General features: G+C 60.6%; 15 protein-coding genes. 7 read left to right on the forward strand and 8 right to left on the reverse strand.

The annotated features are described in order from the left end of the window. Window positions 1-25 precede the first annotated feature (25 nt). The 6 genes from bamA to ACQKI2_RS07030 are packed head-to-tail and all read left to right on the forward strand — an operon-like array spanning window position 26 to window position 7,090. A complete protein-coding gene (bamA, locus tag ACQKI2_RS07005) occupies window positions 26-2,590 on the forward strand; it encodes an outer membrane protein assembly factor BamA (protein WP_427378982.1) in 2,565 nt (854 codons plus the stop codon). Between the two features lie 32 nt (window positions 2,591-2,622). Next, on the forward strand, window positions 2,623-3,219 hold the full coding sequence (locus ACQKI2_RS07010) for an OmpH family outer membrane protein (protein ID WP_427378983.1): 597 nt from the start codon (window positions 2,623-2,625) through the stop codon (window positions 3,217-3,219). Between the two features lie 12 nt (window positions 3,220-3,231). Further along, entirely contained in the window at window positions 3,232-4,248 is a 1,017-nt protein-coding gene (gene lpxD / locus ACQKI2_RS07015; RefSeq protein ID WP_427378984.1) for a UDP-3-O-(3-hydroxymyristoyl)glucosamine N-acyltransferase, read from the forward strand. Between the two features lie 40 nt (window positions 4,249-4,288). Beyond that, the gene (gene lpxA, locus ACQKI2_RS07020) at window positions 4,289-5,080 is read left to right on the forward strand and encodes an acyl-ACP--UDP-N-acetylglucosamine O-acyltransferase (protein ID WP_427378985.1); all 792 of its coding nucleotides are present in this window, start codon (window positions 4,289-4,291) and stop codon (window positions 5,078-5,080) included. Window positions 5,081-5,084: 4 nt separating this feature from the next. Continuing rightward, window positions 5,085-5,933, forward strand: coding sequence for an LpxI family protein (locus tag ACQKI2_RS07025; protein WP_427378986.1), 849 nt, complete (start codon window positions 5,085-5,087; stop codon window positions 5,931-5,933). Next, window positions 5,930-7,090, forward strand: coding sequence for a lipid-A-disaccharide synthase (locus ACQKI2_RS07030; protein ID WP_427378987.1), 1,161 nt, complete (start codon window positions 5,930-5,932; stop codon window positions 7,088-7,090). Before ACQKI2_RS07025 ends, ACQKI2_RS07030 begins: the two co-directional genes overlap by 4 nt. Here the strand turns inward: ACQKI2_RS07030 and ACQKI2_RS07035 are convergent. After that, on the reverse strand, window positions 7,087-8,391 hold the full coding sequence (locus ACQKI2_RS07035; protein ID WP_427378988.1) for a citrate synthase: 1,305 nt from the start codon (window positions 8,389-8,391) through the stop codon (window positions 7,087-7,089). The two genes, ACQKI2_RS07030 and ACQKI2_RS07035, sit on opposite strands and share 4 nt — an antisense overlap. A 48-nt stretch (window positions 8,392-8,439) precedes the next feature. After that, on the reverse strand, window positions 8,440-9,900 hold the full coding sequence (gltX, locus tag ACQKI2_RS07040; RefSeq protein ID WP_427378989.1) for a glutamate--tRNA ligase: 1,461 nt from the start codon (window positions 9,898-9,900) through the stop codon (window positions 8,440-8,442). A 70-nt stretch (window positions 9,901-9,970) separates the two neighbouring features. Between gltX and ACQKI2_RS07045 the strand changes: the two genes are divergently transcribed. Then, entirely contained in the window at window positions 9,971-12,091 is a 2,121-nt protein-coding gene (locus tag ACQKI2_RS07045) for a ComEC/Rec2 family competence protein (RefSeq protein ID WP_427378990.1), read from the forward strand. Here ACQKI2_RS07045 and lexA read toward each other — a convergent pair. From lexA to ACQKI2_RS07075, 6 genes are all read right to left on the reverse strand, one after another. Continuing rightward, window positions 12,072-12,755, reverse strand: coding sequence for a transcriptional repressor LexA (lexA, locus tag ACQKI2_RS07050; RefSeq protein WP_427378991.1), 684 nt, complete (start codon window positions 12,753-12,755; stop codon window positions 12,072-12,074). The genes ACQKI2_RS07045 and lexA overlap by 20 nt on opposite strands. Window positions 12,756-12,821: 66 nt before the next feature. Next, window positions 12,822-13,619, reverse strand: a complete 798-nt coding sequence (gene trpC / locus ACQKI2_RS07055; RefSeq protein ID WP_427378992.1) for an indole-3-glycerol phosphate synthase TrpC — start codon at window positions 13,617-13,619, stop codon at window positions 12,822-12,824. A gap of 3 nt (window positions 13,620-13,622) precedes the next feature. Beyond that, on the reverse strand, window positions 13,623-14,648 hold the full coding sequence (gene trpD, locus ACQKI2_RS07060; RefSeq protein WP_427378993.1) for an anthranilate phosphoribosyltransferase: 1,026 nt from the start codon (window positions 14,646-14,648) through the stop codon (window positions 13,623-13,625). Continuing rightward, window positions 14,645-15,217 (reverse strand): anthranilate synthase component II, encoded by a 573-nt coding sequence (locus tag ACQKI2_RS07065; RefSeq protein WP_427378994.1) that lies wholly within the window; start codon window positions 15,215-15,217, stop codon window positions 14,645-14,647. The genes trpD and ACQKI2_RS07065 overlap by 4 nt, the downstream gene beginning before the upstream one ends. Further along, a complete protein-coding gene (gene trpE / locus ACQKI2_RS07070; protein ID WP_427378995.1) occupies window positions 15,214-16,638 on the reverse strand; it encodes an anthranilate synthase component I in 1,425 nt (474 codons plus the stop codon). The genes ACQKI2_RS07065 and trpE overlap by 4 nt, the downstream gene beginning before the upstream one ends. Continuing rightward, window positions 16,635-18,548: a peptidyl-prolyl cis-trans isomerase gene (locus tag ACQKI2_RS07075; RefSeq protein ID WP_427378996.1), complete on the reverse strand. Its 1,914-nt coding sequence runs from the start codon at window positions 18,546-18,548 to the stop codon at window positions 16,635-16,637. Before ACQKI2_RS07075 ends, trpE begins: the two co-directional genes overlap by 4 nt. Window positions 18,549-18,573: the final 25 nt, after the last annotated feature.

Genomic DNA, 18,573 nt, shown 5'->3' on the forward strand with positions numbered 1-18,573 from the left:
GCCGATACGGAGAGTGATATCCATAATGCGTAAGTTTCTCGCGGCCACTATTCTTGCGACCAGCGCCCTGGCATTGGGCGTGAGCAACTTTGGCGCCACTGCCAGTGCGCAGGAAGACCCTCTTTATGGCGGGACGATCAGATCGATCTTGGTTGAGGGGAACCAGCGCATCGAGGCACGCACCGTCCAGTCCTATCTTCTTGTCGAGCCAGGTGATGCGTTCGATCCCGACCGGATCGACCTGTCTCTGAAAACGCTTTTTGCAACGAACCTCTTTGCGGATGTTTCGATTGATCGCCGGGGCAACGATCTCGTTATCCAGGTCGTGGAGAACCCGATCATCAACCGCGTCATTTTCGAGGGCAACCGCGCGCTCAAGGACGACAAGCTTCGCGAAGAGATCCAGGCAGCGCCGCGCGGAATTTTTACCGCTGCTCGCGTGCAGTCGGACGTGCAGCGGATCATGGAACTTTATCGGCGCTCGGGCCGTTTCGCGGCCAAGGTGGAGCCGCAATACAAGCCGCTGGAACAGAACCGTGTCGATCTGATCTTCGAAGTCACCGAAGGGCCGGTTACCGGTGTCCGGTCGATCAACTTCATTGGCAACCAGGCCTATTCTGACTCCCGGCTGCGCAGCGAAATCGTTACAAAGCAGTCGCGGTTTTGGCGCTTCTTCAGCTCCAACGACAACTACGATTCAAACCGTCTCGAATATGACCGCGAACGCCTTCGCGAGTTCTATCAGAATAATGGTTATTACGACTTCCGCGTTTCCTCTGCTGTCGCAGAACTGACACCCGATCAGAAAGACTTCTACATCACCTACACGGTGGAGGAGGGGCGCCAGTATGATTTCGGCGTGATCAAGGTCGAAACAGCGCTTGAGAAGCTCGACGCGAATGTCCTGCGGGCGGTTGTTCCGATCCAGGAGGGAGAACTCTTCCGTGGTAGCCAGATCGAAGCGACGATCGATAGTCTGACATATGCCGCGGGCGTAGCCGGGTATGCGTTTGTGGATGTCCGTCCACAGATCAGCGTAAACGAACAATCCGGACGCATCGATATCACTTTCGCGATCGATGAAGGCCCGCGCGTCTACATCGACCGGATCAACATCGTCGGAAACACGCAGACGCTGGACCGCGTCATTCGCCGCGAACTTCGCCTTTCCGAAGGGGATGCGTTCAACCGGATTCTACTGGACCGTTCGCGCAACCGTGTCCGAGCACTCGGCTTCTTCAAGGATGTTGAAGTCGTCGAAACGCCGAGCGAGCAACCCGACCGCACGATTGTCGATGTCAAGGTTACCGAGCAATCGACCGGCGAACTGTCCTTCGCCGCCGGCTTCTCTTCCGTCGATGCGTACCTCTTCGATCTCAGCGCCTCTCAGCGGAACCTGCGTGGACGCGGCCAGTCGGTTGTCGCCAGGACCTCGCTTTCCAGCCGGCAACAGATTGTCGATCTACGCTTCACGGAGCCACGCTTCCTCGATCGCAATCTTTCGGCGGGCGTCGATCTCTTCGCGACACGTCAGGACTTCGAGGAGTATTCGGGCTTCACCAGCGACACGATTGGCGGCGGTTTGCGCATGGCATTCCCGCTCACAGATCGCATGCAGATGGGCGTTCGTTACCGTCTGCAGTCTGATGATGTCAGCATTACCAACCAGAACATCATTATCGATTCCAGCGGTATGCTCGTCCGCAGCACTACACAGATCGCTGGCCAGGATACCCCCAACGACACGTCCGATGACGTCTACAGATTTCCGGAGCCGGGCGATGCTGGCCCGGGCGAGGCTGTTGTCGATATCTGTGACCCTGCTTATGTGCTTCGCAACACCATTTGCCGCTCGGAGCGCAGCGATATCTCCAGCATCGTAGGGTATGATTTCTTCTGGGATCAGACCAACGATCCGATTTCGCCAACCCGCGGCTTCAATTTCCGCTTCAGCCAGGACCTCGCTGGCGTCGGCGGTGATGTGAAATACATCCGTACCGAGACCGGCGCTTCGTTCTATCGGGGCATCTGGCGCGATGTCGTGGCCAGCGCCAACTTCTCCGGTGGCTTAGTGGTCCCATTGGATGACGAGCAGGGCGTTCGGATTAACAACCGTTTCTTCCGCGGCGGGAGCACTTTCCGTGGCTTTGATGTTGCGGGCCTTGGTCCTCGGGAAATTCTGCGCCTGATCGATCCGGAGACGGGTGAAGTGGTCTCCACGCAGCGTCTCAACTCGATGGGCGGCAACGCTTATTATCAGGGCACGTTTGAGCTCACGGTTCCGAACTTCATTCCGGAAGAATATGGCATCAAGAGCGCTCTGTTCCTGGATGTCGGCTCTCTTGGATTGCTCGAAGATGTCGATAAGGGCTCCACAGTCATTCTCGAGGATGGCGCGCCGTTCGGCTATAGCGGACTGACTGCCATCCGGATGACAAAGGATGCTGCGACGCTGCGGGCCTCGGCCGGTCTTAGTGTCTTCTGGGACTCGCCCTTCGGCCCCATTCGCTTCGACTTCTCACAAATCCTCCGCAAGGAAGAATACGACCGGACAGAAACCTTCCGGTTCTCTACCTCCACGCGATTCTGATATCGCAAGCCCCAGAGTAGGAAGTACTAACTATGTCATTCATCAGGACTCTCGTAGCCGCCATGATGCTGGCGGCGGTCGTTTCGGTCTCGGCGGTTCAAGGAGCGCACGCGCAAACCTCGACCGTCATGGTCATCGACGACAACAAGATTTTCCTCGACAGCAAAGCTGGCAAGGACATCCAGACGAAGCTTCAGAACATCGAGAAGCAGATCAACAACGAGCTGGAGCCCACCCGCAAATCGCTCGAGACCGAAGTTAAAGCTCTTCAGCCCAAACTCGAAGGCAAGACCCGGGAAGCGATCGCGGCGGATACGGCGCTCGTGAACGAGCTTGCTGCGTTCCAGAAAAAGAACAACGATCTGAACCAGAAGCGCGCCATCGCCGAGCGCGAATATGCGATGACTGCCGAGAAGGCCATCATTGATTTCAACAATGCGCTTGATCCGGTTCTTACCGAAGTCATCCGTGAAAAGAATGCCCAGGTTGTTCTGCTGAAGAGCCAGGTTGTGTTCTCCGCAGATGCAGTCGATGCAACGGCGGCCGTGATCCAGAAGCTTGACGCGAAGACTACCGCAATCGCCGTCACCCGCCAGAAACTGCCGGCAGCGCCTCAGGGCGGCAACTGATAAGGTATTGCTGTGACGGTCGACACTCGATTCTATGCGCCGCTGGGGGCATTGACGCTGGAAGAGATTGCCGGCCGGACAACAGCAACGCTAACAGGGGGCGCTGGGTTAGCGATTTCCGGAATAGCCTCGGCGGCCAATGCAAAGGCCGCCGAAATTGCTTTCCTGGATGGGGACGGCAAAACCCGGCCAACGCTCAGCCCTCATCTCAAAGCCGTGTTCGCCAATGCGGCAATGAAGGCATTCGTGCCGGAGGGCGTGGCCGTTCTGGAAACGCCCTTTCCACGGCATGCGCATAGTGTTGTTGCCAGCGCGCTTTTCCGTCCGCGCCATTTGACGGGTTATGGCGCAGAGCCGATCTCTTCGCTGGCGCAGATCCATCCCGATGCAGTGGTTCAGCCTGGCGCGGTGATCGGCCCTGGCGCAGCCGTGGGGGAAGGGGCGGTTATCGGCCCGGCCGCGGTCATTGGTGCCGGCGTCCAGATTGGCCGCAACACGACAATCGGCGCGAATGCGTCGATCCATTGCGCGCTGATTGGCGATCATGTCACCGTACTCGCGGGTGCCCGTGTCGGTGAAACGGGCTTCGGCGTATTGGTCGGGCCCAGTGGCGCCGAAGATGCGCCTCACTTCGGGCGCGTGATCATACAGGATCATGTGACGCTCGGCGCGAACAGCTGTGTGGATCGCGGCGTGTTTGAAGACACGATCATCGGCGAACGGACGAAGATCGATAATCTCTGCCAGATCGCGCACAATGTCATACTGGGGCGCGGGGTCATTGTGGCTGCCTTTGGAGGCATCTCCGGATCCGTACGTGTGGGCGATGGCTCGATGCTTGGCGGCCGCGTGGGTATCGCCGACCATGTTCAGGTGGGCGAGCGGGTCAGTCTTGCTGCGTCGGCCGGTCTTTTCAGGGATGTGGACAGCGGGGAGACTTGGGGCGGCACCCCTGCCAAACCGATCCGTCAGTGGATGCGAGAAGTCGCATGGTTGCAAAAGCAGGCCAATCCAAAGAAAAACGGTTGATTGACGGCGTCGCCGTTACAAAGTCAGGAAGGTCCTCGCGATGAGCGTTGAGGTACACCCCACATCAGTGGTCGAGCGTGGCGCCGTTCTACATGATGGCGTGCGCATAGGCCCGTTCTGTCATGTCGGGCCCCTGGCGGAGCTGGGCGCAGGCACAGAACTCCTTTCCCATGCCTCGGTGGTCGGCAATACAAAGCTGGGCGAGAGCTGCGTGCTCTATCCGCACGCCGTCCTCGGATGCGGGCCTCAGGTTCTGGGCATGCGTGAAACCTCTGACTCGCGCTTGGAAATCGGGGCCGGAAGCGTCTTCCGCGAATATGCCACGGCGCATTCCGGCATACCCAAGCATGGCGGCCTCACCAAGGTTGGCGCGTCCTGCTACATCATGATCGGCGCTCACATCGCGCATGATTGCCAGATCGGGAATAATGTCGTGATGGCGAACAACGTCTCGCTCGCAGGGCATATCGAGGTTGGCGACAATGTCTGGTTTGGCGGTCTTTCGGCTGTTCACCAGTTCAGCAGAATTGGGCGGAACGCTTTCATCGGGGGCGGCGCCATTGTTGTGGATGATGTGATCCCGTTCGGCTCTGTCATCGGCAATCACGCGAAGCTGGCAGGCCTCAACACCGTTGGCCTGAAACGCAGGGGTTTCAGCAAGGCAGACCTTCACCAGATCCGGGCGGCCTACAAAGCTGTGTTTGAGGGAGAAGGGCTGTTCAAGGATCGTCTGAACCAGGCGGCGCAGAATTTCGCTGGAAAGCCGCTGGCCATGGAACTCATCAATTTTGTACTTCAGGGTGGAGACCGCCCCATCTGCAAACCGGCGTGATGCGATGACGGCGCCATTGGGTCTTATCGCGGGGTTGGGGGAATTGCCGGTCGCGATCGCGGAGAATGCTGTTTCTACAGGTCAGGGCGTATATGTGCTGCGGCTTAAAGGGTTTGAAGAGCCGCGGCTTGAGAAGTTCGAAGGCAGCGTTGTCGGTCTCGGAGAAATCGGCGCTGTGATGGACCGCCTGAAGGCTGCCGGATGCAGGGATGTTGTTTTCGCGGGCAATGTCAGCCGGCCGGATTTCAAGAATCTGAAGCTAGACTTCAAAGGGCTTTCGCTCCTGCCAAAGGTGATTTCCGAAGCGCGCAAAGGCGATGATGCCTTGCTGCGCGTGCTGGTGGGGGAGTTTGAAAAAAACGGCTTCCGCGTGATCGGCAGTGATGTCGCTCACGCCAGCCTTCTTGCGCCCGCGGGGCTCATTGCAGGGCCCCAGCCCACTGAAGCCATGATGCAGGATATATTGGTGGCCGCAAAAGTGGCGGCCGCTACCGGCACACTGGATATAGGGCAGGGCTGTGTCGTCTGCGACGGCCTTGTCCTCGCCGTCGAGGCCCAGGAAGGCACAGATGAAATGCTGCGCCGCTGCGCTGGCCTGCCGGCTGAAATCAGGGGGACCCAGCAGGCGCGGCGCGGCGTACTCGCAAAGCGGCCAAAGCCCGTCCAGGAACGGCGGATTGATCTGCCTACGACGGGTGTATCTACCGTAGAGCTTGCTGCAGCAGCCGGGCTTGCGGGCATTGCGATAGAAGCAGGCGGCGCCCTGATGCTCAACCGTGCACGGATGGAGCAGCGTGCAGCGGAACTGGGTGTCTTCATATACGGCTTCCCGCCTGAAACGGGTGTGCCGTGAGCACCGCAGACATTTATTTTGTGGCGGCCGAGGCTTCAGGCGACCTCCTCGCACGCGAAGTCATTATGGCTCTCAAAGGCGCAGATGCAGGTCTTCGGATCCAGGGTATTGGCGGGGAGCAACTCGCCGAAATTGGCATCGACTCCCCCATCGACATATCCCCTCTGTCCGTCCTCGGATTTCTTGAGGGCATCAAGGCGTATGGCGATGTGATCAAGCTGGCTGACGCGGCAACAGAGGCAATCGTCGCGGCAGATCCAAAGGTTGTTGTTCTCGTGGATTCCTGGGGTTTCATGCTCCGGCTGGCTCAAAGGGTTCGCGCAAAAGCCCCCCACATCCGCCTGGTCAAGCTGATCGGTCCGCAAGTATGGGCGACGCGGCCCGGCCGCGCAAAGACGCTTGCGGCGACAGTCGATCATCTGCTCTGCATGCACGACATTGAAGTGCCCTATTACGAACCTTTCGGATTGAAGACGACCGTGATCGGCAACCCCGCGCTTTCGCGGGGTGGGCAGGGGGATCGCGCGGGCTTCAGACGCCGCCATGGTCTGACTGAAGGAGACACCGCACTCCTGGTGCTGCCCGGCAGCCGGACAAGTGAAATTGCCCGCGTCGCGCCTGCGCTCATGGAGGCTGCGGCGCTCGTAAAGCGCGCATTGCCGGGCACGCGCCTGTTTGTCGAGCCGGCGGAAACGGCCGCCCAAACCTTCCGGGAAGCGTTCCCGGAGGCATCAGAACAGTTCACCGTTCTGACCGATGGTGACCAACGATTTGATGCGATGGCTGCGGCAGATGTGGTTCTGGCATGCTCTGGCACGGTGACCAGCGAGGTTGCCATGCAAGGCCCGCCGATGATCGTCGCTTACAAGACAGGTTGGGTTACCTGGGCATTGGCGCGCGGGCTTCTCTACAAGAAAACGCACATCACGCTTCTGAACATCCTGAATGACGATACTGCGGTGGTGCCGGAGTTCGTGCAGACGAAACAAAAGCCCGAAATGATCGCCGCGCAGACCATCAGCTGGATCAAGGAACCTGGCGCTCTGCAGCGTCAGCGCGAAGCGCAGGGGCAAGCACTGACGCGGCTCCTGAAAGAAGAAACCCCGGCAGCGGTTCTGGCTGCCGGGGCTATTCTGGACGAATTCAGAGCCGCTTAGCGGCCATCCATCGGCTTGTAGTCCCGCATTGCGGCGCCGGTGTAGATCTGGCGCGGACGGCCGATCTTCTGCGTGGGGTCTTCCAGCATCTCGTTCATTTGAGACACCCAGCCAACGGTCCGTGCCACAGCGAAGAGCACTGTGAACATTTTGGTCGGGAAGCCCATCGCTTCGAGGATGATCCCCGAATAGAAATCGACGTTCGGATAGAGTTTCTTCGCAACGAAGTATTCGTCCTGAAGGGCGATCCGCTCGAGCTCCATTGCCACCTTCAGCAACGGATGGTCACGCAGGTCCAGGGCGTCCAGAACTTCGTGAGCCGTCTTCTGCATCACTTTCGCGCGCGGGTCGTAGTTCTTGTAAACGCGGTGACCGAAGCCCATCAGGCGCACGCCGCTGGACTTGTCTTTCACCTTGTTCACAAAATCCGGAACATTGCTGATGTCACCGATTTCGCGCAGCTGGCGCAGCGCTGCTTCATTGGCGCCGCCATGGCTGGGGCCCCAGAGGCTGGCCACGCCGGCCGCGATTGCGGCAAAGGGGTGCGCGCCGGAGGAGGCCACAAGGCGCACCGTGGAGGTCGATGCATTCTGCTCATGGTCCGCGTGGAGCATAAAGAACCGGTCCATAGCGCGGGCCAGCACCGGGTTCACCTCATAGTCCTCGGCGGTGACCGAGAAACACATGTTGAGGAAGTTTTCGGAGTAGGACAGACGGTTCTGCGGATCGACGAATTTCTGGCCCAGATTGTACTTCATGCAGCGGGCTGCGATGGTCGGCATCTTCGCAATCAGGCGGATGGAATCGCGCCGGCGCTCTTCAGGGTCCTCGTTGCCCATGGCGCCGGGATAGAAGGCTGCCATGCCGCCAACGGTGCCGGTGAGCATCGCCATCGGATGGCTGTCACGGCGGAAACCGTCAAAGAAGCGGTCCTGCTGTGTGTGGAGCAGGGTGTGCTGGCGCACATCCTTGCCGAAGGCTTCATACTCTTCCTTGGTCGGCAGCTCGCCGTTCAGGAGGAGATAGCAGAGCTCCATATAGCTCGATTTCTCAGCCAGCTGCTCGATCGGGTAGCCACGGTGGAGCAGAATGCCTTCATCGCCGTCGATGAAGGTGATCTGGCTTTCACAGCTGCCAGTCGACGTGAAACCAGGGTCGAGGGTGAAGTGATCGACTTCAGCATAGAGCTTCCGGATGTCGATTACGTTCGGGCCGTGCGTGCCAGAATACACTGGCAGGGAGACCGTCTTTCCTCCGACTTCAAGTTTGGCCGTTCCAGCGTCTTTAACCTTGTTTTCCATCAGCCTTTAACCCTGTTCCATTTGTGTTGGCCGGCATCGACTTGCGTGTCAGCTGGCAAGTTGGTCATCAATTCGTGCGAGCGTCTCTTCCCGGCCGAGCCATTCCATCACCGGCGCGAGGTCCGGTGCTGGAAGTCCGCCGGTAAGTGCGGCTCTGAGTGGCGGGCCTATCTGCCCCATCGATAGGCCTGTTGCGGCGCAATATGACTTTATCGTTTCTGAAATGCTAGCGCCTGACCACTGCGACATTCGCTGCAGTTCATCATATAGTCCCTTAAGACGAAGTTTCCCTTCGTCAGACAAGGCTTTACGTGCACTTTTATTCATCTCCAGAGGGCGCTTTACCCTAAGGAAATCAAATGCTGCGGCCAGTTCGATCAGCGTTGATCCCCGATCTTTCATGTGCGGTAGGGCCGCCCGAATCCGGTCCTGTTCGCTGTCACTGAGGGAAGCGTTGGCGGACAAAAACGGACAAATCAGGTCAAACAGGCGTCCATCTTCGGCCAGGCGAATGAAGTGCGCGTTGACCGTGGCCAGCTTGTCGAGGTCCAGCCGGGCCGGGGCCTTGTTGATGCCGGAAACATCAAACACGGTGATCGCTTCTTCGTCCGTGAATATCTCCTGGTCGCCATGGCTCCACCCCAAGCGGAGCAGGTAGGCTTTCATAGCTTCTGGAAGGTAGCCCATGTCGCGATAAGCCGTGGTGGAAAGGGCGCCATGGCGTTTGGACAGCTTGGCGCCATCATTGCCGTGGATCATCGGCACATGGGAGAATTTGGGTACATCCCAGCCCATGGCTTCGTAGATCGGCACCTGGCGAAAGGTGTTGCGCAGGTGGTCGTCACCGCGAATGACATGGGTGACGCCCATATCATGATCGTCGACCACAACAGCGAGCATATAGGTCGGTGTGCCATCGGCGCGGAGCATGACCAGATCATCGATCTCTGACGCATCAATGGTAACGCTGCCCTGCACGCCGTCTTCTACAGTGCGGGGCCCGCTTTCAGGCGCGCGCAGGCGAACGGTGAAGGGCGCCCCCGGAGAGGGCGCCGGTGCGCCATCCCGGTAAGGCGACCGGAAGGGCGCCAGAAGCTGCGATGCTTCGGCCAGCAGGGCTTCACGCGCCGCGTCGCTGATGCCTTCCTCGCGGGCTGCCAGGCGCTTCTCCTCGCCCATGTCGCGGCGGGCCTGGAGTTCCTCTGCCGTCACATAGCATTTGAACGCGGTGCCCCGGGCGATCATTTCGTGCGCAACGGCGGCGTGACGCGCCACCTGTGCCGATTGCATCACCGGCGGCTCATCTGGCGTCAGCCCCAGCCATTGCATGGCATCCAGAATGGCATCGGTTGCCGCCTGGGTGGAGCGCTCGCGGTCCGTGTCCTCAATTCTCAAGAGAAACCGCCCGCCATGTCGGCGCGCAAACAAATAGTTGAAAAGTGCCGTCCGAGCGCCTCCAATATGCAGCATTCCCGTTGGGGATGGGGCAAATCGAGTAACGACGGACATCCTGTGGCACGCTCCGATTGACCGGCGCTGTGGCCGCTGTTGGGGTGGTCAAACACGAGGACGGGGCGAAGTGCAAGAGGGGGACGGCTTCTTCCGGAAGCTCATGCGGGATACGGCCAGCGTTGTTGGCGTGGATTCCCGGCCGCTATTGCTGGCCTTCGCCATGTGCGCGGGTGCTGCGGCCTACCTGTCGGTGCCATTTGAGCCTACGCGCCTTGAGGTGGCTGTGCTTTTCGGGGCGGTGGCGGCGATGTTTCTGCTGGTCCGCTGGCTGCACCGGTCAGACTTGATCTACGCGCTTGCAGTTTGCGTTTTTGGGGCTGTCATTGGCTTTTCGGCGGCGGCTCTGCGAACCTGGCGGGTGGAAATGCCCGTTATCGCTGCAGAGACCCGCCCCGTGATGCTGGAGGGGTGGGTCGCCAATATCGAGCCCGGCGAAAAAGGGGCGCGCCTCAAGGTCAAAGTCCATTCCATCGCAGGCTTTCCGGCAGACCAGCAGCCGGAACTCGTCCGGGTAACCCACCGCGCGCGGCTTGAAGTATCCTCGGGCCGGTTTGTGCGATGCTGGGTAGTGCTCCGCCCGCCGCCTTCGCCAACTCTGCCAGGTGATTATGACTTCCGGCGGCAAGCCTATTTCCAGAAACTTGGCGCAGTGGGATATGTGCAGGGGCGCTGCCGGGGCGGGGTTCTCGGGGCGCCGGACAATGTGATGGATCAGGCCGCGCTCTGGGTATCTGCCCAGCGCCGGCTGCTGGCATCCTATGTCAATGAAGCGGCGGGCGAACGCGCGGGAGGGCTGGCGGCGGCGCTGATCGCCGGCGACCGGAGCTTTCTGCGTACTGAGGACCAGAACGCTTTGCGGGATACGGGCCTTGCCCATCTTCTGGCCATTTCAGGCCTCCATCTCTCTATCGTCGGGGGGCTGACCTTTTTCCTGATCCGGCGGTCACTGGTTCTCATTGAACCGCTGGCCTTGCGAGTGCCCGTGCAGAAAATAGCTGCGGTCGTCGCCCTGACTACCTGCGCCGCTTATCTCATAGTCTCCGGGGCAAGTGTGTCGACCCAGCGTGCCTTCATCATGGCCGCGATTGTTTTTCTGGCGGTGATTTTTGATCGTGCCGCCATCAGCCTGCGGACCTTTGCGATTGCGTTGATCGTCATCGTCCTGCTCCAGCCCGAAAGCGTGGTGACACCGGGCTTTCAGATGTCCTTCGCAGCCACCGGCGGCCTCATCGCCACTTACGAGGTCTGGCGAAATCACCGCTCCAGCCGGGAGCGCGTTCTCGGGCCGATCGGGTTTGCCTGGGCGTCGATCATCATGACATCTGTCGTGTCAGACGCGGCGACGGCGCCGTTCTCCTTCTTTCACTTCGAGCGGCTTTCTCCTGTGGGGCTCTTTGCGAATTTTGCCATCATGCCGGTGGTAACCTTCGTCACCGCGCCGGCGGCCGCGCTTACAGTCATCCTGGCGCTGTTCGGGCAGGCCGAGCTTGGGCTCCGGCTGCTGGGCCAGTCGCTCGAACTGGTGCTGAGCATGACGCATTTTTTCTACAATCTCTCGCCCGGCGTCATTCGCATGCCGGTTCCCATGCCGCCCCTGGCGCTGGTGTTTCTGTCGCTGGCCCTGGGGGCCATGATGGCTTTCGCAGGCTGGGCACGTTTGCTTGGCGGGGCTGTCCTGCTAGCACCGGCCATCTGGCTCTGGAGCGCGGCGCCGAAAGTTGTGCTTCACTGGTCTGCCTCAGGCGATGTGTTTATCGCAGATACCCAGAGCATGGTCTCGCGCCTTGAATTTGTTGATGGAGATGGCCTGCCGCCTCTCCGTTTCTCGGAAGCTCCCGACAGGGAAGGGTGTGGCTTGGAAGTGTGTGAGTACCCCTCGTTTTCAGGTCTGAGTATCACTACCTTCGGCACTGCGGAGCAGAAGAAAGCCGAAACGGAGCAGACCCCCGACACGCTCCGTATCCAGATATTAAGAGCTGGCGAGGCAAGCGCTGACCTTACCTTTACCTGGGCCGAGGTCAGAGACGCGAGCGGCATTACCGTCTATGCGCGAGACGACGACCTCTACGTGGTCCAATTACAAAACTGCACCGAACGCCCATGGCGCCGGTGCAGTGAGAACGGTTCGGCGCAACCTTCAGGCGGCGCCCGGGGTTATTTCAAGAGGCTTATTCGTACCGCCGGATAAGAGCAACGAGACGGCCCTGCACCTCAACCCGGTCAGGCCCGAAGATGCGTGTTTCAAAAGCGGGGTTCGCCGCTTCAAGCGCCACAGACGCCCCCTTGCGGCGCAGACGCTTCAAAGTCGCTTCCTCGCCATCGATCAGCGCCACGACAATGTCACCTGTCTGCGCGGTATTGGTACGCTTCAGAATAACGGTATCCCCGTTGAGGATGCCGGCCTGGATCATCGAATCGCCCTGAACCTCAAGCGCGAAATAGTCGTCGCCTTCCGGAAGCCCGCCCGGGCTCGCCACCTGGCCATTGTCCTGCTGGATGGCAGAAATGGGGGACCCTGCCGCGATGCGGCCGACGAGCGGGATCATGCCGGCGACCCGGGGTGTTTCCACGCCCTGATTTGTGACCAGGGCCGGCCGGAAATCCCGCCGCTGGCGCGCATTCGGTGGCGGAATAGCAGAATCGGGCAGCTTGAGCACTTCAAGCGCCCGCGCCCGGTTTGCCAACCGGCGAATGAAGCCGCGCTCTTCCAGCGCCGTGATCAGCCGGTGGATGCCGGACTTGGAAGCCAGATCAAGCGCTTCCTTCATTTCATCGAAGGAGGGCGAAACCCCGGTTTCCTTGATGCGATCATTGATAAAGAGCAGCAGCTCTTTCTGCTTGGTTGTGAGCATGGAGCGGTTCCCGATGCGAATCTCTGTTCGCTTTTGTTCTACAAGCGTTCCCGGTTCGGGTCAATCTCAACAGGCGAGTTTCAGGCGCGTTACCTGCTCGGAACGCGACGCACCCTGTTTCATCAGCCACTCGCCGATCAGGAAACGCCGTGAACCGACCTTTCGCAGGCGGATGATGCTCTCCGGATCAGCAATGCCGCTTTCGGAAACAAGGTGGCGGCCGGCCGGCAGCATCGGCGCGAGTCGCTCGGTAGTGCAGAGATCAGTGACCATTCTCTTGAGGTCACGGTTGTTGACGCCGATCAGCGGGGAGGGGAGGCGCAGAGCGCGCTCCATTTCCTCTTCATCATGCGTCTCGATCAACACATCCATACCCAAGCCCGTCGCGCAGTGGTGCAGGTCTGCCGCCAGGTTATCATCCACCGCCGACATGATGATCAGGATACAGTCTGCGCCATGCGCGCGGGCTTCAATGATCTGTATGGGGTCTATCATGAAGTCCTTGCGGAGCATCGGAATGCTGACCGCTGAGCGAATGGCTTCAAAGTCTGCGAGGCTTCCCCCAAAACTCGGCATATCTGTCAGCACAGAAAGGCAGGCGGCGCCCCCTCGCTCATAATCCCGCGCGATTTCGGCCGGATCTGCGCCCGGCAGAATATCTCCTGCCGAAGGGCTCTTGCGTTTGATCTCGCAGATCAGGGCATTCTGGCCTGCGTCGGCCACTGCCGTTAGCGCCGCAGCAAACCCGCGAACGGGGGACGCAGCCTTGGCCGCCGCCTCAAGATCTGCCAGCGAACGGGCCGCCTTCAGGGCGCGCACTTCATCGTGCTTGTAATCAATGATGCGGTCGAGCGCCGTTTTCATGGCCTAGTCGCTCTCCCGGGATGTGCGCACGAGCTTGTCCAGAGTTTCCCGGGCCGCGCCGCTGTCAATGGCTTGGGCGGCGCGCGCAACGCCTGCAGGCAGATCGGGCACAAGACCGCTGACCAGAAGACCCGCCGCTGCGTTGAAAAGAACGATGTCGCGGAAGGGGCCTTCGCGTCCGTCGAGCAGGTCTCGAATGGCCGCCGCATTCTCTTCTGGCGCGCCGCCCTCAATCGCGGAGATCGGGTGGACCGGAAGGCCAGCGTCCGAAGGTGTGAGCTGGAAGTGGCGGATGGAACCCGGCGTTACCTCGCACACCTCCGTTGGTCCGGAGATCGAAATTTCGTCGATCCCGGCGAGGCCGTGGACAACCCATGCGCGTCGGGTGCCCAACGCCTTGAGGGCTTCGGCCATCGGCGTAACCCACTGCCGGTCGTATACGCCGAGCACGGAATATTCGGCGCCAGCGGGATTGGAAAGCGGACCAAGCAGGTTGAAAATGGTGCGGATGCCGAGTTTTTGACGGATTGGCGCCACATGCCGCATGGCGGAATGGTAGCTGCGCGCAAAAAGGAAACCGACGCCCGCCCGATCGAGACAGGCCCGGAAAGCCGTGTCGCTTAGCTCAAGTTGCAGTCCAAGCGCTTCGAGCACATCGGCCGAGCCCGTTTTGGGGGGGACAGACCGGTTGCCATGCTTGGCGACACGGCCTCCGGAAGCGGCGATCACGATGGCGCTGGCGGTGGAAGTATTGAGTGATTTCCAAGGCAGGCCGCCGGTGCCGCAGGTGTCCAGCAGCGGACCGTCGGTACTGACGCGGCGGGCATGGCGCCGCATGATGCGGGCGCCAGCGGTGAGTTCATTTGCCGTCTCTCCGCGTACGGTCAGACCGGCAAGAAACGCGCCGACTTCTTCAGGTGCCGCCTCACCGGAAAGCAGCGCATCGAACGCACCTTCCAGCATGCTTTCTTCAAGGGGAAGACCGCGCGCGATTGCCTGGATGGCCGAATTGAGAGCGCTTTCGCTCACTGTTTCACCTGCTTGAGAAAGTTCTTGAGGAGGGCATGGCCATGCTCGGTCAGGATGCTCTCCGGATGGAACTGCACGCCGTAGATCGGGCGGGTCCTGTGGTGGACGGCCATGATCTCTCCGTCGTCTGTATAAGCATCGGCAATGAGATTGAGCGGAAGGTCGTCTGTCCGGATCGCCAGGGAATGGTACCGCACAACCCGATACCGCTCAGGAAGGCCCTCGAAGAGGCCCGTTTGATTAGTCGAGATTTCGGAAATCTTGCCATGGCGGATTTCGCGGGCGCTGATAACCGCGCCGCCGAATGCCTGGCCAATGGCCTGGTGGCCGAGGCAGACGCCAAGGATCGGCAGCGTTTCCGGAGCTGCCTTGAGCAGGTCAAGGCAGATGCCCGCTTCATTCGGCGTGCAGGGGCCGGGAGAAAGCAGTACCGCATCCGGTTTCAGGGCAAGCGCCTCTTCGACCGTCAACTGATCATTCCGCACGACATGCGTATGGGCGCCAAGTTCCTCGAGATAATGCACGAGGTTCCAGGTGAAGCTGTCATAATTGTCGATGACGAGGATCATTGGTCGTGCTCGTAGGCTGCGGCAAGTTCGGCAGCGCGCTTCAGGGCGCCGGATTTGTGGACGGTCTCGTCAAACTCATATTGCGCGTCGGAATCCAGCACCACGCCGCCTCCCGCTTGGATGTGCAGCATACCGTCCTTCAGCACGGCCGTGCGCAAAGCAATGCAGGTGTCGAGATCCCCGTTCCAGCCGAAATAGCCGACAGCGCCGCCATAGATGCCGCGGCGGTGGGTTTCGACCTCATTGATGATCTGCATGGCACGGATCTTCGGCGCGCCCGAAACAGTGCCAGCCGGGAAGCCAGCGAACAGGGCGTCCACGGCATCAAGGCCGGGGCGCAGATTGCCTTCCACATGGCTGACGATGTGCATCACATGGCTGTAGCGCTCGACGATGAACTGCTCCGTCACTTCCACAGAGCCATAAGCCGCCACCCGGCCCACATCATTCCGGCCAAGGTCCAGCAGCATCAGGTGTTCGGCGCGTTCCTTGGGGTCATTCAGCAGGTCTTCGGCGCGCAGCGCATCTTCCGCCGGATTACCGCTGCGCGGGCGCGTGCCGGCGATGGGGCGGATCGCGACACGTCCTTCCCGCAGGCGAACCAGGATTTCCGGGCTCGACCCAACCAGGCGGACATCGCCCAGATTGATATGGAACATGAAAGCAGAGGGGTTCAGCCGCCGCAGGGCGCGGTAGAGGCTGATGGATTTCTGCCGGAACGGCGCCGAGAAACGCTGGCTTGGCACCACCTGAAAGATATCACCCGCCTTGATGTAGTCCCGGCAGGTTTCGACGATCTCGAAATAGCGGTCCTTTGGCGTATCGGAAACCAGCGACACTTGCTGCGCAACGCCGTCCTTCGGAGGCAGGGAGGGTAGGCCCTCCAGCCGCTCTTCCACCTCGTCAAGCAGGGCGTTCACGTCCGCCTCACTGCTTCCGCCAACACGGCCAATCAGCAGTAGCTCCTGATAGATGTGATCGAAGATGACCATCACCTGCGGAATAACGAGTAGCGCTTCGGGCACGTCCAGCTGATCGGGCTTTGTGATCGAAACAGGTTCGACATGCTGGATCATGTCGTAGCCAACATATCCAAAAGCGCCCGAGGCCATGGGTGGCAGGGCCTCCGAGGTTTCCGCGCATGCGGCCTCCGCAAATTCCCGCAGGGCATCCACCGGCGCTTCGGTCAGTGTCCGCGCGTCCGCAAAATCTGCAGAACGGCTGGTCTGGGCCACGCCGTTCTTGATGCGGAACCACACCTCCGGCTTCAAGCCTATGAAGGAATATCGCCCAAGCCGCTCGCCGCCAGCGATAGACTCGAACAGAAAGCTGCCCGGATCATCCGAACCAAGCTTCATCATGGCGCCAACCGGCGTTTCGATATCGCCGATGCGCCGCCTTACGATCAGGCGCGCTGTCATTGGGCTGCCGTGATCGTTCGCTTGTAGGCAGCGACCGCTGCTGCATTCTCCCGCACCTTCACGGCGCGGCGGATCTCGTCATCCACCGCCGTTTCAAGGTCGGATACAAGAGAATTGGTCACATCTGCCGAAGACGCTGCGCTCATGCTGGCCAGCGCCTCAGCGCTCGGGGGCGTGACGCTCAACACCTTGAGAATGGCAAACATCGAGCCACTCCCCGTCGGCAGGCTGATCACGCTGCCAGCCGGGTTGTTGAAAGTCGCCTGCATCAGAGGTCCGGGGATACCCATGGCCTGGGCATTGGCGCGGGACACAGGCTCTGGCAAACGGTCAACCTCGGTTCCGGCCTGCGCCGCCGCCGCTTCCAGCGTCAGCGCGCCGGTGCGGATCCGGTCGGTGAGGGCATCGACGGCAGCTTGCGCCGCATTGGCGGCCCGTTCGGCAACAATCATCGCGCGGACGCGGTCCTTGATCCCTTCAAGCTCCGGGGTAGCGGCCGGAACGATGCGGCGCGGAGAGACAAGGATCACCGAACCGGATACGTCGAAGCGGCTGCTGATTTCATTCTCCGGCAGGCGGAAAGCCTGGGGAAGCGCTTCAGGGGCGTCTGCCAGCAGCGAAACGCGCTGGCCATCCTCTGTTATGCCGTTTTGGTCGATCGGGGCAATGCTGAATACCGGCACCCCGATATCCTCGGCGATCTGATCGAGATCATGCCCGGCAGACAGCGCTTCATCCAGCGTATCCAGAGCCGCGGAGAACAGCAGTTGGGCGCGCTCGCGGGCGAGGCCGAGGCGGATTTCCTCGCCAACCTCTTCCAGCGGTTTGACAGCGCCGGGCTGAACAGAGATCAGCCGCGTCACCATCCACTGGCCGTTCACTTCGCGCGGGCCGAACATGGCGCCGCTCTGCTTTCCGGGGCCGAACATGGCGTCCCGCAGCGCGGCATCAGAGAGTTCCTCTGCTCTCGCAGTTCGCATCTGAATGGAATTGGCGCCGGTTACGCTGTTGGGATCGGCGCCGCCGGCCAGCAGGCCGAACGCTGTGCGCGCCGCGTCGCGGCTGGGGAACATCAGCTCGGCATAGGTGCGCTGGTCCGGCGCCGCGAAGCGCTCTGACTTGGTCGCTTCATATACCGTGGCTACTTCCTGATCCGTCACCTCAACCTTGCCGGTAAAATCATCGGTCGACATGCGCAGCACGTTCAGCGCGCGCCGCTCGGGCTGTTTCAGGCGCTCGATGTGTTCGTCGTAATAGGCCTTGATATCGGCATCGGTGGGAGCGGCGGGCGCGGGGGCGTTCGAGGCATCATATAGGAACCAGGCCACCTCACGCGCTTCGCCAAGGTAATTGGCCTGAATGTTTGACAGGATGTCGGGCGCATAGACTGCCGAACCAGCGGCCCGGCTGAGCGCACGGATAAGAATATCGTCCTGCAGCTGACGCTCGAACTGGGCCGGCGTCATGCCCAGCTGGGCAATGCGATCCCGGAAGATGGCGGCGTCCAGCTCGCCGGTAAGCGGGTTCTGGAACGCCGGAATGCTGTTCATCTCTTCCACCACCGCTTTGGGCGAGGGGGAGATGCCGATGCTTTCACCATAGCCCAGGCGGGTGATCCGGGCTTTCTCAACTTCCACGATCTGATCGATGAGGCCTTCTTCCAGGGCCTCAGACTTGCTCATCGGACGTTCGGCTGCGGCGTTGATGTTCCGCAGAACCGTCTCGACGCGGAAATCCAGGTCCGCTGGATCAAGCCCCCGCGTGCCGGCGCTGACGATGTTTGCGCCAAGGCCGCTGCGCACCTGGTTGAAGATCTGATCCACGCCCCAGAGCGCCATACCGACAACGACGATCATCAGAACCAGCTTCCCCAACGGGGAACGGGTCAGCTTCTTCATAAGTGCGAGCATACGGCGCTTCTCTTATTTCTGGGGT

The sequence above is a fragment of the Hyphomonas sp. NPDC076881 genome, assembly GCF_050269995.1.
Classification (GTDB): Bacteria; Pseudomonadota; Alphaproteobacteria; order Caulobacterales; family Hyphomonadaceae; genus Hyphomonas.